Raw genomic sequence first — 15,687 nt, 5'->3', positions numbered from 1 at the left:
TGCGCATGAAAACCGTCTGGAAAGTCCTGATCGGCATCCTCGCCGCCATCCTGGTCCTATTCATCGCCGCCGAGGCCGGCTCACGCGCCTACATCGGCAGCCAGATGCGTGACCAAGCCCCGGAGGGCACCGAGGTTTCCTTCGGCGCTTCCCCCCTGACGCTGGGCATGCTGCGCGGCACCATCCCGCACGTCACGGTGACCACGCCATCCACACTGGTGGTCAACGGCGACGAAACCACCGGCCAGCCAGCCTCCACTGTGGAGATGGACTCCATCAAGGTCGACGCCAGCGGCAAGTCCGTCGCGGACACCCTGACCGCCACCACCGAGGTTCCGAGCGAGTTCGTGCGCGCGATGCTGAACACGCAGCTGCAGCAGAACATCGGCAGCGATTTCCTCTCCGCGCTCATCAACGTGTCCGAGGTGACCACCTCCCCCGAGGACGGCACATTCACCGTCGAGTTCAGCGGTGGCGCCGCTGCGGTTTCACTTCGCCCCGAAATTGACGACGCCGGCGGGTTCTCCGTCCAGGCCGTCGACACCTCGCTGTTCGGCAACACGCTGCCGGATGAGATCTCCTCCGCGATTACCGAGGCCCTCACCAACGGCGTGGCCGAGTACACCGACCAGACGATGCGCATCACCGGCTTCGACGTCGTCCCCGGCGGCCTCCGCGTTACCATGCAGGGCCACAACGTGGACTTCGCCGAACTTCAGGCCTACCAGCAGTAGGCCTGCTTACCAGCCGTAGTTCCCCCGCAAAATGTTGTTGATCTGCGGCCGCACATCGAAGTAGTACACACCGATAGCGACCGCGCCGATCCACGCCACGAACGGCAACGACAGCATGCAGGCGAACGCGGAACCTGCCAGGATGGCCACCCACGTGCCCTTCGACTGACGCCCCGCCGCCTCAAACGCGTCCGGGCGCGTCGACGCCGCCATCACCGCCGCCACAATGCCCGCGATGGCCAGCACCCAAAACAGCAGCGCGTTCGCCATCACGGGCAGCGACATGATCAGCTGCTCAGCAGTGAGGGACATTACTTCTTGCCGCCCAGGTCAGCGACGCGCTCCTGCACACGCGCAACCACGGACTCGATGCGCTGCTTCGCGTCATCAGCGTCGATGTTGCCGAACGCATCGCGGATCTCCTCAGCGACCAGCTTGAACGCGTCCTTGGCTTCGCCGGCCTCCGCGGAATCACCGATGTTGCGCACGATGGACTCGGCGTCGCTCGCAAAGGAGGACACTGCGTCCTTCAGCTCCTTGTCGTCGCCCGCACCGTCAAACGTGCTGCGAGCATTGTCCACAGCCTGCTTCAGCTGATCAGTCACATCGCCGCCCAGCTTGCCGACGGCCTCCCCGACCGACTGCCCAGCAACCAGCAACGCATCCGCAATATCGCGCAGACCAGAATTGTTCTCAGACATCATCATTCTCCTTTTAGAAAAACAGCAACTGTGACACAGCGTATATAACAAGTCCGGCCAATGCACCCACGATCGTGCCGTTCACGCGGATGTACTGCAGATCCTTGCCCACCATCAGCTCGATCTTGTCGGCGGCTTCGTGCCCGTCCCACTTCTGAATCGTCTCCGAAATGATCCCGACGATCTGGCCCGCGCCGTTCTCCGCAGCGAAGTGCGTCCACTTCTGCAGGTTGCGCTCGGCCGCCTCACGAGTCGCCGGCTCGTTGACCAGCTTCTCGCCCCACTCGTGCACTGTCAGGGCTATCTTTCGACGCACCAAACTCTCCGGATCCGACGCCGACTCAATAATCGCCGCCGACACCTGCCCCCACAGCCCAGCGGCCGCGTTCTGCACCGCATTCGACGCCATCACGTCCGCCTTCAGCTCCTCCACACGAGTGATCATGGCGCCGTCGAACTGCAGGTCCTGCGCGAACTGGTTGATTTGGCGTCGAATAGCTCGGCGAGCCTCGTGGTCCTTGTCCTTATCGACGTCCGCCATGAACGCCACCAGCTCGTTATAAACTTTCGCACCGACCAGGTCCTTGGCGAACTTCGGGGCCCAAGCGGGCATGCGCTCATCGATGGTGCGGACGATGGCGTCCTCCATGCCGGCGAGGCGCTCGTTGCCCCAGGCGACGATGTCGTCGACCACCGGCTCGATCTTGCCGTCCGCGATGAAGCCCTCCAGCGCGCGCCCGATCGGCGGGCCCCAGATCGGCTCCGCGAACCGGTCAATGACCTGCGAGTTGAGGAACTCCTCAGCCTCCGCAGGGTCGACCGCCTCAACGGCCTTGACCGTAAACTTGCCGACCTCCTCCGACACCCGCTTCGCGTTCTTCTCAAGCGACAACCACCTTCCGGCACGCTCCGGGATGCCCGCCGCCATCACCTTCTCGGTGATGGTCTCCGCGTTGAGGAAGTTCTCACTCACGAAGTCACTCAGCGCGTCAGCCACCTGGTCCTTCTTGTTCGGCACCAGGGCCGTGTGCGGGATAGGCAGCCCCATCGGGTGCTTAAAGATCGCCGCGACCGCGAACCAATCCGCCAGCCCGCCGACCATCCCGGCCTCCGCCGCCGCGCGCACGTACCCCACCCACAACGGCGCGGTGCCCTGCGACTGCCACCACGAACACGTCAGGAAGATCACGGCCATCAGCCCAAGCAGGGCCGTCACCCCGATCTTGTACTTCCGCAGTGTCCTGCGGCGCTGTTCGTCCGCCTCGGTGAGCTCCATTAACGCGTGTGTAGCCATGCACTTGATTAAAGCAAAAATCTCCCCGCCACCATATTGAGCGTGGTGACGGGGAGACCTGGAGGTAGCCGCTAGTTGACGCGACCGGTTTGCTCGCGGTACTGACGGTAGGCCGCGCGACCCTTCACGATGAGGAACGCGCCGAGCACTAACGTCACAACCGCCTCTACGAGGCCGTACAGGATGAGCTGGCTGCTGACCTCAGCAGACGCACCATACCCGTACGTGCCAACAGTTGCGCCCCAGATGGCAAGCCCCATACCGAACAGTGACGCCAAGATCAGGCCCATCGCTACCCACGTGGAGTAGCGCAGCAGCGAAGAGTGCGGCGCGGAGTACGACACCGGGTCGTAGCCTTCGACGTACAGGTCCTGAATCTTGCCCTCGTACTCAGGGAACGATTCACTGCGGATATCAGCTACAGCATGTTGGGACGCCATCGTTGTTTCCTTCCTCGTTTTATTCTCTGTTTAGTCGTCGCCGCCGCGGGCGGCCGCGCGGACACGCTCGGCGTTGATCGCGCCGACCGCATCCAGCGGAATGCCTGCAGGGCAGACGTCTGCGCACTCGCCGTACAGGGAGCAAGGACCGAAGTTGGTTTCCAACTCGTCGATCATCTTGCGTGCACGACGGCCACGCTCCAGCTTGCCCAGTGGCAGCAGCTTCAAGTGCTTCAGCTTAGCACCAGTGAACAGGTGCGCGGCGCCATTCGGGCACGCAGCCACACAAGCACCACAGCCGATGCAGGCTGCGTAGTCGAGTGCAAGCTCGGAATCGTGGTGGTTGACGGACAGGGTGTCTGCGTCTGGGGCGGTACCCGGGAAGACGGAGACGTAGCCGCCCTGCTGCATCACGCGGTCGAGCGCGGAGCGGTCAACCACGAGGTCCTTGATGACCGGGAACACAGCGGAGCGGAACGGCTCAATCTTGAGGGTGTCGCCGTCGTTGTAGTTCACCAGGCGCTGCAGACATGCAGGGACGTTCTGGTCCGCACCGTGTGGGCGACCGTTGATGGTCAAACCACAGGTACCGCAGATGCCCTCGCGGCAGTCAGAAGCGTAGGTGAAAGGCTCCTTGCCTTCCTCAACAAATTGGTTGTTGACGTGGTCGAGCAGCTCCAGGATAGACATCTGCTCAACTGCGTCCGGCACCTCGACGGTCTCGAAGTGGCCTTCAGTATCGGGTCCGGCCTGACGCCAGATCTCAAGTGTCAGTTTCATTACTTGTAGTTCCTCGTCATCAGTGGGATCGAATCGAAGTACAGTGGCTCGGCGTGACGCACGAACTGGTCGTTGCCCACGGTCTCCCATGCGGAAACGAAGCACCAGTTTTCATCGTCACGGCGGGCCTCGCCGTCTTCGGTGAGGTGGTCCATGCGGTAGTGAGCACCACAGGACTCGTCGCGGTCAAGTGCGTCGATGCACATCAGCTCGCCGAGGTTGATGTAGTCAACCAGGCGAAGCGCAGCCTCGAGGACCTGGTTCATCTCATCAGCGCGGCCTGGGATGTGGAGGTTCGCCCAGAAGTCATCGCGCAGTGCGCGGATCTTGTCGATGCCCTCGCGCAGGCTGTCGGCGGTACGTGCCACGCCACAGTGCAGGTAGAGGATCTCGCCCAGCTTGACGTGGTAGTACTCCGGACCGTGTGGGTCGGAGCCCTTGATGTTCATCAGGCTGTCGATGCGCTGCTGCGCACGCTGTACAGCCTCAACGGATGCAGGTGCATCCTCTGCGTACACCGGCTCGTTCAGGTGATCCGCCAGGTAGTTCGGCACCGTGAACGGAATGGTGAACCAGCCGTCAACCGATGCGGACAGCAGCGAGTTCGCGCCCAGGCGGTTCGCACCGTGGTAGGTCCAGGAGCACTCGCCGGCTGCGAAGAGGCCGTCGATAGACGTCATCTCGTTGAAGTCGGTCCACAGGCCACCCATGGAGAAGTGCACCGTCGGCGCAATACGCATCGGGGCCTTGTATGGGTTCTCGCCGGTGGAGTCCTCGTACATCTCGAAGAGGTTGCCGTAACGCTCACGGATAGTGTCCTCACCGAGGCGCTCGATGGAATCCTTGAAGTCCAGGTACGCCGAGTTGTGCAGCGGGCCAACACCGAAACCGGCGTTAAGCTGCTGCGAAATAGCACGAGACGCAACGTCACGCGGCACGAGGTTACCGAACGCCGGGTAACGACGCTCCAGGAAGTAATCGCGCTCGTCCTCTGGAATGGTGTTCGGGTCGCGGTCGTCACCCTTTTCCTTCGGGGTCCAAATGCGGCCGTCGTTACGCAGGGACTCGGACATCAGCGTCGTCTTCGACTGCCAGCTCGCGTTCAGCGGCAGGCCGGTCGGGTGGAACTGAATGAACGCCGGCGACGCCAGGTACGCACCAAGCTCGTGCGCACGCATCATCGCGGAGGAGTTCGAGTTCTTCGCCAACGTGGTCTTGTGGTACACGTTGCCGTAACCACCGGTACCCAGCACAACAGCATGGCCGGTGAACGGGGTCAGGGAGCCGTCAATCAGGTTGCGGGTAACAATACCGCGGCAACGCTTCTTGCCGTCTTCCTCAGTAATGATCAGATCGATCAGGTCGTTGTGCGTGAAGATCTCAACGTTGCCCAAGTGGATCTGACGCTGCAGCGCCGAAGCGGTGGACAGCTGCAGCTGCTGGCCCGTTTGGCCACGGGTGTAGTAGGTACGGGAGACCTGCACACCACCGAAGGAACGGGTAGCCAGGGAGCCACCGTACTCACGCGCGAACGGAGCACCAATCGCGTTCATGTGGTCAATCACGCGGACCGACTCGACGGCCAGGCGCCAGCAGTCAGCCTCACGGCAGCGGTAGTCGCCACCCTTGACAGTGTCCTTCACGTGGCGGTACGCGCCGTCGTTATCAACCTTCTTGCCGCGAGCAGCGTTGACGCCACCCTGCGCGGCAATGGAGTGTGCACGACGAGGAGCGTCATGATACGTGAAGACCTGTACCTGGTAGCCCAGCTCGCCCAATGCGGCGGCAGAAGCACCGGCAGCCAAGCCCGTGCCCACAACGAGGACCTTGAACTTGCGACGGTTCAGCGGGGACACCAGCTGCATGTGGTCCTTCTGGTACTCCCACATGTCCTTCATCCGAACCTTGTGGCGGTCCGGCATTGCATTATCAAGAATGCGGCCAATGGTGACGCCAGGAGCCGAGGACTCCGGCTGGCGGAACACCTCGTCCTGCGTCTGGTTCAAAGAGGTAGTCATTAAAGTTTCTCCTAATCAGCCGTTAGCGGGTGTATCCCGGGATAAGACCAGCCATGATGGCCAGTGGCATGATGACGTTTCCAAGAACAACGATGAACGGCAGTACGTACCCCAACACGACCATTACGCCGCGCCCACGCTCGCCGAGCCATCCAAGGTCAGAAACTGCCAAGTACACACCGTGCGTCAGGTGCAGCAGCAGCGCCAGCATGGCAACCAGGTAGAACAGGGTCACGTACCAACGCTCAGGAGCGAAGGTTGCAATCAGGTTGTCACGGACATTGCCATGAACGAACTGCTCAGAAGCAACAACCGTGCCCGCGGTCAGATCCAGGATGTGGAAAATGATGAACAGCAGCAGGATGACGCCGGTCACCAGCATCCAACGCGTAGCGGTGGACTGCCAGCCTCCCATCAGGTTCGTGCGCTTGAACGTACCGCGCGACTCGGCGGAACGCTTCTTCAGAGTGAACGCACCATACACGTGCAGGATCAGGCAGGTCAGCAGGACGATACGGAGAATCCACAGGAATCCCCCGCGCGGGAACAGTGGTTCACCAAACGTGCGGAACCACTCGCCGTAGTCATCAATGTGTGCGCCGCCATCAGCCTTGAGCGGCATGAAAATCTTCAGGTTGCCCACCATATGAACAAGAAGGAAGAGCGAGAAGATGAGGCCAGTGATGGCCATTTCAAGCTTTACTGCCCATGTTGGGAACCCTGGCCGCTCTCGTAGCGGCTTCTCAGTAATTTTTCCGTGACGAATTGCTTCACGGTCTGTTTTTTGTACAGTCATGGCACCTCCAGTGTCGTAACCACTTTAGGCACCATTCTTCACTATTGCCTAGTCAGAGCATGTTTCTTTCGCCTGATTTTCACCCAAAATTCACCGCCCGGACGCGCTTGGCAAATTTTCGAAATTTTAAGCATGGCGACACCCTGCACATATTCAGTATGAGAACAAACCAAGGTAAACCTAATTTGTGATGTTACTCACGACCTGCGCGTAACGTCTATAAAATCTTCGAACTACCCCCAAAGGTCGGTAGTCAAGAGTCTGCTTCAAACATCGGGAAATGGGAGGGTGAGCGGTCCTTTTACTACCCCGTCAGCGCGCCCCCAAAACGTTCGAAGCGTGGGCTTAGGAGCGTGCGATGCAGGTCGGCAAAAATCGGATAGGGTCAGCCAAAAGAGGCGACCAGCATCGCACTCCTCTAACGCCTCAACCGGAGCAATGTATGAAGGCGCGAAGGCAGGGCAACTGAGCGAGAACCCCACCCACACAGCGCAAAACCCGGTCCCACCAGCAGGCGGGACCGGGCGTCGAGAAGAAAAAGGCTACAGGTTGATCATGTGGCCTTCGATGCCGTGGGCCGCTTCCTTCAGTACCTCAGACAGGGTTGGGTGAATGTGGATAGAGCGGGCGATTTCGCCAGCGGTGAGGTCAAAGCGCTGTGCGAGGACGACCTCCGGCAGCAGCTCGGCAACGTTGGCGCCAACCAGGTGAGCGCCGAGGATCTCGCCGTATTCGGCGTCGGCGACGATCTTGCCGAAGCCCGCGGTCTCAGCCAGGCCGACTGCCTTGCCGTTCGCGGAGAACGGGAAGGTCGCGACCTTGATTTCGCGGTCTGGCCACTTCTCCTTCGCCTGCTCCTCGGTGTAGCCCATGGAGGCGACCTGAGGGTTGCAGAAGGTGGCGCGCGGCGTCATCATGTAGTCCTCGATTTCGAGGGTTTCGGCACCCGCGATGGTCTCGGCGGCGATGATGCCCTGCGCCTCCGCAACATGCGCGAGCTGCAGCTTCGCGGTGACGTCGCCGATGGCGTAAATGCCGTCTACGTTGGTGCGCATGCGGTCGTCGATAGCGATGGCGCCACGCTCGGTGAGCTCGACACCAGCCTTGTCCAGGCCGTAGCCCTCGACGCGCGGGGCGAAGCCGACAGAGATCATGACGCGCTCAACGGTGAGCGTTTCAGTCTTGTCGGTGCCATTCTTCTTGACGTCCACCTCGACCGAGTCACCGTTGTCCCGCACCGCGGTGGTTGCGTGGCCGGTCATGAGCTTGACGCCGAGCTTCTTGTACGCCTTCGCGATCTCCTTGGACACGTCCTTGTCCTCGTTCGGCAGGACGCGATCCATGTACTCGATAACGGTGACATCCACGCCGTAGTTGGACAGCACGTACGCAAACTCCATGCCGATAGCACCCGCACCCACGATGACCATGGACTTCGGTGCATCCTCGTTGAGGATCTGCTCCTCGAAGGAGACAACGTTCTTGCTCAGCTCGATGCCTGGCAGAGTGCGCACGACGGAGCCGGTCGCGATGATGCAGTTGTCGAAGGTGACGGTCTTCCCCTTGTCGTCACCTTCGGTGATCTCGATCGTGTTGGAATCGGTGAAGGAGCCAAGACCGTGGATCTCCTGGATCTTGTTCTTCTTCATCAAGTAATGCACGCCACCAACGATCTTCTCGGAGACCTTGCGGGAGCGCTTGTGGGCGTCTTCGTAATCAAACTCGACATCACCCTTGATGCCGAACGTCTTCGCTTCATGGTTGAAGATGTGGGCGATCTCCGCGTTCTTAATCAACGACTTCGAGGGGATACACCCAACGTTGAGGCACACACCTCCCCAGTACTGCTTCTCAATCACCGCAACCTTCAGCCCAAGCTGCGATGCTCGAATGGCGGCGACATAGCCACCAGGGCCAGCGCCGAGGACAACAACGTCATAATGCTCTTTAGTCACGCCCCATAGAATACGTTGCTTGTAACGTTTTCGCTTCAATATCGGACACTTTAATAGAATGCTTGAAGGACCCCCTTCACCACCTACAAATAGTTGAGGAGCACCCCGTGAATATTGCGCGCCCAGCCATCGCCGGAGCCTCCGCCGTCGCGATCGCTGCAGGAGGCTGGTATGCCGTTACACCATCCGAACAGGCAACGACTATTTCTGCCGCCCAGAGCGTAGAGGAGACGTCGATAAGTGAGGCGACGACGACCTCTTCCTCGAAGACCACCACGACCACAACCAAGGTTGAGGAAACGACGGTCGTCGAAGTCGTAGAGGAAGACAGCACCGAACCCACGCTTGATGACGCCGACATCCCCACAGCCGAGGGTGCCGAAACCACAAACGATGCCATCGCGCGCGTAAAGAAGCTGGAGACCGCACCGCAGAAACCCAGCGGCGGCGACCAGTATTGGTTCACCAACATCGACGGCATCAAGGGCTCCGAGAAGCTCAGCGTCTACTCCCCCGCCATGGAACGCGACATCCCAGTCGGTGTGATCCGCGCGGGCGTACCAAACGCACCGACCATCTACCTCCTCAACGGCGCCGGTGGCTCCGAGCAGGATACTGACTGGATCGCGCAGGCCGGAACCGTGGTGAAGAAGGTCTTCGAAGACGAGCCGGTCAACGTCGTCATCCCGATGGCGGGTGCGTTCTCCTACTACATCGACTGGCTCTACGAGCCGAACTCCCGCTACCTGCAGGGCAAACAGCTGTGGTCCACATTCTTGGGCTCCGAGCTTCCCGACGCCATCGAGCCCTACCTCGAGGCCAACGACAAGCGCGCCGTCGTCGGGTTCTCCATGTCCGCCACCTCAGCACTCCTCCTTGCCGAGCACAACCCTGGACGCTACGCCGCCGTCGGCTCCTTCTCCGGCTGCGCCGCTACCTCGACGGGCATCCCGAACGGCTGGGTCAACCTCACCGTCAACCGCGGCGGCGCCAAGCCCGAGGAGATGTGGGGCCGCGCCGGCAGCGAGTACAACCGACACAACGACGCCCTCGTCAACGCCGAGAAGCTCAAGGGCACCAAGCTGTACATCTCCAGCGCAACGGGCCTTTTCGCCGAAAGTGACACCGTCGGCTTCCTCCGCAAGACCCGCGACATGGACTTCGTCCAGGCCTCCGCGAACGCCCAAACCCTCATCGTCGAGGGCGGCGTGATCGAAGCCGCCATGAACGCCTGCACCCACGACCTGCTGGTCAAGCTCAAGGCCAACGACATCCCATACAACGCCAACCTGCGCGCCACCGGCACCCACTCATGGCGCATCTGGAAGGAAGACTTGGAGCTGTCCTGGAAGCAGACCATCAAGCCGGCGCTTGGGCTGTAGCCCCCACCCCAGACACCAAATTCCTTCACGCCCCCTTCGGCGACCTGGGGAAACGCAAACCATCCCGCCGAAACTAGGGATTTGGTGCGCCCCCCTGGTCGACCAGTGCCAAAGGACGCAACCCTTAACATCTAGCACTTTTCTCACCTGCAGGTTTGAATGTCTATCCTAAATAAGGTTGCGCCTTTTGGCACTCCAGCGTTTCCACAAGACACCAAATTCCTTCACGCCTACTCGGCGACCTGGGGAAACAAAAACCTGCCCGCCGAAAACTAGGAATTTGGTGCGCAGCGCCCTGCACCAAGCACAAAACCCGCCGCACCACCCAACAAAAGGTGGCGCGACGGGTTCAAGCGGGCCAAGCCCCTAGAACAGGCCCATGCCGTATGCGATGGTGGAAGACGTCGAGGAGCCGAAGTGGATCAGCTCACCGAGGACGTTATTGATGGCGACCTGCATGGACTCGATCGGGTTCATTGCAACTACCTTCTTTCAAAGAGAAATTCTGTAAGAACGAAATACTTCCCACATTCTTGCACGAAACGCCGAACAAAGTGACACCAGAAGCCCCAATTGCCACATCTGTAAAGTAGGATGGCTTCCATGTTGAAGCGCATCACTCGTTCGGTTGTGGCTACAGCGATGGCTGTAGCCATTCCTTTGTCGGCACTCCAGGCGATCCCAGCAGTTACGCCAGCAGCATCAGCCCAGCCCGTGGGTACGGTGAAGCCCTGGAACGCAATTGCGAATCCACCGTTGGCGAAGACGGACGGGAAGCCGCAGAAGTGGGTCGAGAAGGTTGACCATAAGCAGGTGTTGAGCTTCTTGGTGTATTCGCCGTCGATGCGCCGGGATATCCCGGTGGCGGTGTTGCCTGCGACGAATACTGCGGGGCAGCGCGTACAGAACGCGCCGACGATCTACCTGCTCAACGGCGCTGGTGGTGCGGAGCAGCACCAGGACTGGTTGAGCATGAGTGATGCTCGCGAGTTCTTCGCAGGCAAGGGCGTCAATGTTGTGATTCCGCAGGAGGGCGCGTTTTCGTACTACACGGACTGGGTGAGTGACAATGTGCGCTCGCGCTACATTAACGGCCCACAGAAGTGGGAGACGTTCCTGGTCAAGGAGTTGCCGGGGCCGATTGAGGGGCTGCTGGGGGCGGACAAGAATCGCCGTTCGATTGTGGGATTCTCGATGTCGGGGACCTCGTCTCTGGTGTTGCCGACACACTACCCCGGGTTCTATAAGTCTGCGGCGTCCTTCTCGGGGTGTGCGGCGACGTCGACGCCTGAGGCGTACCAGTTTGGCCGGATTACGGTGAACCGGGCGTCGGGAACGTTGGATTACCGCACGGTGACCCCGGAGATGATGTGGGGCCCGATGGGCAGCCCGAATAACCGCTATAACGATGCGCTTGTCAATGCGGAGAAGCTGCGCGGGACCCGCTTGTACATTTCGACGGGCACCGGCCTGGCGGGCCGCCAGGATCAGGTGAGTTACTTGGTTGGCCAGGGGCTTCCGCAGCCTGCGGCGAGTGTCGGTTCGGCGATTCTGCAGGTTGAGGGCGGCGTGATTGAGGCTGCGATTAATAAGTGTTCGCATGATTTGCGCGCGAAGCTGGAAGGCCTGAATATTCCGGCGCAGTATGAGTTCAGGAATGCGGGGACGCACTCGTGGCCGTACTGGCGCGAGGATCTGCACAAGGCGTGGTTTACCACGATCGCGCCGTCGTTCGGAATGTAAGGCGATGTAACGCCAGGTGAAGCACCTTTCTTTTGCCACGCTGTTCGCGGCGGTCAGCGGCTTTGTGGTGTTGTGGGTGGCGTCGAAAGCACTCGACGCCGACTCGGCCTACCGCTACTTCGCTGCGTACTGGGGGTTGTTCTTCGCGTCCACCGGGCTTATCGACGGCCTCACCCACGAGACCACGCGTGCCGTCGCGGCGGCGCGCGAGGATGGCCGGCGGGGTTCGGCGAATCCGTGGCGGTTGGGGGCGTGGACGGCGCTGGTGGTGGTCGTTGTGGCGGCGGTGGCGGGCGCGCTGTTCATCGGCACCGTTGTTCCCGGAAGTACGCTGACGGCCACTGCTCTGCTGCAGGTTGGCCTGGTGATGTACGTGTTTCAGGCGGTGTTAGGCGGGGTGCTGTCGGGGGCGCAGTTGTGGGAGCGCTACGCGGCGTTGGTGGCACTGGATTCGGGTGTGCGGCTGGTGTTGGCGCTTCTGGCGTGGGCGCTGGGGTGGGGCCTGCCTGCGTTTTTGGTGATTACGGTGGTCGGCGCGTTGAGCTGGCTGGTGGTGTTGCGTCGGGAGCATTTGCGGGTGCCGCTGGATGTGCATCGTGGGGTGTTTGTGCGCCGGGTGTTGACGGCGATGGTGGCGTCGGGGGCGTCGGCGGCGCTGATCACGGGATTCCCGACGGCGGTGAACGCGGCGTTCCCGCAGGCGTCGGTGGCTGCGATTATGAACGCGGTGATTTTGACGCGGGCGCCAGTATTGGTGCCGTTGCAGCGGTTCCAGTCGGCGCTGGTGGTGAGGTTTGTGGAGCGTCGAGAAGCGTTGTTTGCGGCGTTGGTGCAGCCGGTGGCTGCGGTGCTCGGACTGGGCGTTGTGGGCTTCGCCGCGGCGTGGGCGGTGGGCCCGTGGATTCTAAAACTGGCGTTTGACCCGGAGTTTTACGTCGATGGGTTGACGCTTGGGGTGCTCACGTTCGCGTCGGCGTTTATGGGCGCGCTGATTATTACGGGGGTGGCGGTGCTGTCGCTGGAGCGGCACGGCTGGTACGTCGCGGGGTGGCTGACGGCGACGGCGGTGGCGTTCGCGGTGCTGGGGGTGATGCCGCGGCTCGTGGGTGTCGACGTCCACTCCGTCGTGCTCACGGCCTTGTTCGCGGGCCCGCTGGCGGGGGCGGCGGTACATTTGGTGGCGCTCCGGCTAAGGTAGAAGCCCATGGGAACAATGCTGGTCACTGGTGGTGCGGGCTTCATCGGCGCGAATTTCGTGCGGATGGTCACCGAGCGCACTGACTACAAGGTCACGGTCCTGGACAAGCTGACGTACGCGGGCAACCCGGCGAATCTGCGGGGGTTGGACGTGGAGTTGGTGGAGGGGGACGTCGCTAATGAGGCGCTGGTGGGTGACTTGGTGGGGGCGTCGGATGTGGTGGTGCATTTCGCGGCGGAGTCGCATAACGATAATTCGTTGGAGGACCCGTCGCCGTTTATTCACTCGAATTTGATCGGCACGTATGTGTTGTTGGAGGCAGTGCGCAGGCACGGGGCGCGGCTGCACCACATTTCCACGGACGAGGTGTTCGGAGACCTGCCGCTGACGGGCAACGAGAAGTTCACGGAGGCGACGCCGTATAAGCCGTCGAGTCCGTATTCGGCGACGAAGGCCGGCTCGGATCATTTGGTGCGGGCCTGGATCCGCAGTTTTGGTATTCAGGCGACGATTTCGAACTGCTCCAACAACTATGGGCCGTACCAGCACGTGGAGAAGTTCATCCCGCGCCAGATCACGAACATCCTGTGCGGGCAGCCCGCGAAGCTGTACGGCACGGGCGCGCAGGTGCGTGACTGGATCCACGTCGACGACCACAACGACGCCGTGCTGACCATCCTGGAACGCGGCAAGCTGGGTGAGACGTATAACATCGGCGCGGACAACGACCACACCACGAACAAGCAGGTCATCGAGATGATCTGCGAGCTGATGGGTGGCGAGTACGAGCACGTCAACGACCGCCCCGGCCACGACCAGCGCTACGCGATGGACTCCACGAAGCTCACCAACGAGCTGGGGTGGCGGCCGCGTTACACGAAAGATCTGCGCGATGGGCTGCAGCAAACCATCGAGTGGTATCGCGAGAACCGCTGGTGGTGGGAAGGGGCGAAGGGGGACGTCGAAAAGCGTTATGAGGCGAGAGGACAGTAATGATTGCTGGGTTGGAAGTCCACGAGCTTGCGGTGCACCGCGATAACCGCGGCTGGTTCAAGGAGAACTGGGCCGGGCAGAAGCTGGTGCCGGTGCAGCAGAATGTGAGTTTCAACGCGCGGCGCGGGGCGACTCGCGGCATGCACGCGGAGCCGTGGGATAAGTGGGTGTCGGTGGCGTCGGGCCGCGTGTTTGGGGCGTGGGTGGACATGCGCGAGGGCTCAGCGACGTTCGGGGAGACGTTCAGCTGCGAGATCGGCCCGGAGACGGCGGTGTTCGTGCCGCGCGGGGTGGCCAACGGCTTTCAGGCGCTCGAGGACGACACGACGTACATTTACCTGGTCAACGAGCGTTACCAGCCCGGCGCGCAGTACGCCTACTGCTCCTACAGGGAGGTCGAGTGGCCGCTGGAGCCCACGGAGCTTTCGGAGGCTGACCTCACCCACCCCATGCTTGTCGACGCCACCCCAGTCCCCCAGCGCAGAATCCTCGTGACGGGCGCGAACGGCCAGCTGGGCCGGGCGCTGCAGGAGCTTTACGGGCCGGATGAGGCGGAGTTCTGTACGCGGGAGCAGCTGGACATCACGAATCTGGAGGGCGTGGACTGGTCGCAGTACTGGGCGGTGGTCAATTGTGCGGCGTATAACGATGTCAACGGCGCGGAGGATGACCCGGCGGGCGCGTGGCGTGTGAACGCGGAGGCCCCGGCGCGGCTGGCGCGGGTAGCCAATGAGCACGACTTGGTGTTGGTGCACGTGTCCAGCGACTACATCTTCGACGGCACGCAGGAGGTACACACGGAAGAGGAGCTGCCGAGCCCGCTGAGCCGCTACGGGGCGTCGAAGGCTGCCGGGGAGACGGCGGCGCAGGTGGCGCGCAAGCACTACGTGGTGCGCACGTCGTGGGTGTTCGGGGACGGGGCGAACTTTATGGCGACGATGCGCTCCCTCGCGGAGGCCGGCGCAAAGCCGCGGGTGGTGAAGGATCAGCGCGGGCGGCCGACGTCGGCGGAGGACCTGGCGAAGGGCATCCGCCACCTGCTCACGAACGAGGCAGAGTACGGGGTGTACAACATCACTTCGGATGGGGATTCGGTGGGCCGCGACGAGATCGCAATGGCGGTGTTCATCGGGATGGGCAAGGACCCCGCGCAGGTACACCCGGTGACTTCGGAGGAGTACGGGGACAAGGCGCCGCGGCCTGCGGAATCGACGCTGTCGCTGGACAAGATTAAGGCGACGGGCTTTGCCCCCATGAACTGGAGAGCTGCGTTGGCGCTCTATCTTGGGTAGGTTGTACTGCATGAATCGCACTTCTCTTGCAGCTCTCGCGGTGGCGGGGGCACTGGTGGTGGCAACCCCGGCGTTCGCTTCCACCCAGACTTCTACTACTTCGACCCCGTCTGCTCCTTCGACCCCAGCAACCACCACGGTCACCGTCACCCCGACGGTGACGGCGACGGTCACCCCGACGGTTGCACCAACGACCACGACGAACACCGCTCCGACGGACCCGGCGATGGCGCTGTCCGCGGGCGACACGTCGAACGTGTCCACCCCGGCGCTCGTCCTGTTCATCATGGGCATTCTGACCACGGTGCTGGCTGTGATCGAGAAGCTGCCGCTGGATAAGATCCTGCCGAAGCGCTAAGTC

15 protein-coding genes are annotated in these 15,687 nt (G+C 61.8%); 7 read left to right on the top strand and 8 right to left on the bottom strand.

The genetic code is table 11. The features are described 5' to 3' along the window. Positions 1-5 precede the first annotated feature (5 nt). On the top strand, positions 6-734 hold the full coding sequence (locus BJP06_RS09170) for a DUF2993 domain-containing protein (protein WP_070975190.1): 729 nt from the start codon (positions 6-8) through the stop codon (positions 732-734). 6 nt (positions 735-740) lie between these two features. Here BJP06_RS09170 and BJP06_RS09165 read toward each other — a convergent pair whose 3' ends face one another. The 8 genes from BJP06_RS09165 to lpdA form a co-directional block, all read right to left on the bottom strand. After that, complete coding sequence (locus tag BJP06_RS09165) at positions 741-1,046, bottom strand: DUF2516 family protein (RefSeq protein ID WP_256472911.1); 306 nt, start codon at positions 1,044-1,046, stop codon at positions 741-743. Next, positions 1,046-1,435, bottom strand: coding sequence for a CGLAU_01105 family protein (locus tag BJP06_RS09160; protein ID WP_071573628.1), 390 nt, complete (start codon positions 1,433-1,435; stop codon positions 1,046-1,048). Before BJP06_RS09160 ends, BJP06_RS09165 begins: the two co-directional genes overlap by 1 nt. Before the next feature lie 13 nt (positions 1,436-1,448). Then, on the bottom strand, positions 1,449-2,729 hold the full coding sequence (locus tag BJP06_RS09155; protein ID WP_071573627.1) for a DUF445 domain-containing protein: 1,281 nt from the start codon (positions 2,727-2,729) through the stop codon (positions 1,449-1,451). 71 nt (positions 2,730-2,800) lie between these two features. Beyond that, on the bottom strand, positions 2,801-3,169 hold the full coding sequence (locus tag BJP06_RS09150; protein ID WP_070363220.1) for a hypothetical protein: 369 nt from the start codon (positions 3,167-3,169) through the stop codon (positions 2,801-2,803). A gap of 30 nt (positions 3,170-3,199) precedes the next feature. Next, a complete protein-coding gene (locus BJP06_RS09145) occupies positions 3,200-3,949 on the bottom strand; it encodes a succinate dehydrogenase/fumarate reductase iron-sulfur subunit (protein ID WP_071573626.1) in 750 nt (249 codons plus the stop codon). Further along, entirely contained in the window at positions 3,949-5,967 is a 2,019-nt protein-coding gene (locus BJP06_RS09140; protein WP_071573625.1) for a fumarate reductase/succinate dehydrogenase flavoprotein subunit, read from the bottom strand. Before BJP06_RS09140 ends, BJP06_RS09145 begins: the two co-directional genes overlap by 1 nt. Before the next feature lie 22 nt (positions 5,968-5,989). Then, positions 5,990-6,763 (bottom strand): succinate dehydrogenase cytochrome b subunit, encoded by a 774-nt coding sequence (locus tag BJP06_RS09135; RefSeq protein WP_070363223.1) that lies wholly within the window; start codon positions 6,761-6,763, stop codon positions 5,990-5,992. A 542-nt stretch (positions 6,764-7,305) separates the two neighbouring features. After that, the gene (gene lpdA / locus BJP06_RS09130; protein ID WP_177224299.1) at positions 7,306-8,718 is read right to left on the bottom strand and encodes a dihydrolipoyl dehydrogenase; all 1,413 of its coding nucleotides are present in this window, start codon (positions 8,716-8,718) and stop codon (positions 7,306-7,308) included. A 107-nt stretch (positions 8,719-8,825) separates the two neighbouring features. On the opposite strand from lpdA, the gene BJP06_RS09125 reads away from it, so the two are divergent. From BJP06_RS09125 to BJP06_RS09100, 6 genes are all read left to right on the top strand, one after another. Then, positions 8,826-10,100 carry an alpha/beta hydrolase family protein gene (locus BJP06_RS09125; RefSeq protein ID WP_071573624.1) on the top strand — a complete coding sequence of 425 codons (1,275 nt, stop codon included), beginning with the start codon at positions 8,826-8,828 and terminating at the stop codon, positions 10,098-10,100. 603 nt (positions 10,101-10,703) lie between these two features. After that, a complete protein-coding gene (locus BJP06_RS09120; RefSeq protein WP_255365834.1) occupies positions 10,704-11,843 on the top strand; it encodes an alpha/beta hydrolase family protein in 1,140 nt (379 codons plus the stop codon). Between the two features lie 16 nt (positions 11,844-11,859). Next, positions 11,860-13,041 carry a hypothetical protein gene (locus BJP06_RS09115; protein WP_071573623.1) on the top strand — a complete coding sequence of 394 codons (1,182 nt, stop codon included), beginning with the start codon at positions 11,860-11,862 and terminating at the stop codon, positions 13,039-13,041. Positions 13,042-13,047: 6 nt separating this feature from the next. After that, positions 13,048-14,034 (top strand): dTDP-glucose 4,6-dehydratase, encoded by a 987-nt coding sequence (gene rfbB / locus BJP06_RS09110; RefSeq protein ID WP_070975184.1) that lies wholly within the window; start codon positions 13,048-13,050, stop codon positions 14,032-14,034. Then, the gene (gene rfbD / locus BJP06_RS09105) at positions 14,034-15,326 is read left to right on the top strand and encodes a dTDP-4-dehydrorhamnose reductase (RefSeq protein WP_071573622.1); all 1,293 of its coding nucleotides are present in this window, start codon (positions 14,034-14,036) and stop codon (positions 15,324-15,326) included. The genes rfbB and rfbD overlap by 1 nt, the downstream gene beginning before the upstream one ends. 10 nt (positions 15,327-15,336) lie before the next feature. Continuing rightward, on the top strand, positions 15,337-15,684 hold the full coding sequence (locus BJP06_RS09100; protein ID WP_143110608.1) for a hypothetical protein: 348 nt from the start codon (positions 15,337-15,339) through the stop codon (positions 15,682-15,684). Positions 15,685-15,687: the final 3 nt, after the last annotated feature.

It is taken from the genome of Corynebacterium sp. NML120713 (assembly GCF_001875735.1).
GTDB classification, from domain to species: Bacteria; Actinomycetota; Actinomycetes; order Mycobacteriales; family Mycobacteriaceae; genus Corynebacterium; species Corynebacterium pseudogenitalium.
The sequence above is the reverse complement of the archived record's forward strand: the minus strand, read 5'-3'. Positions and strand labels throughout refer to the sequence as shown.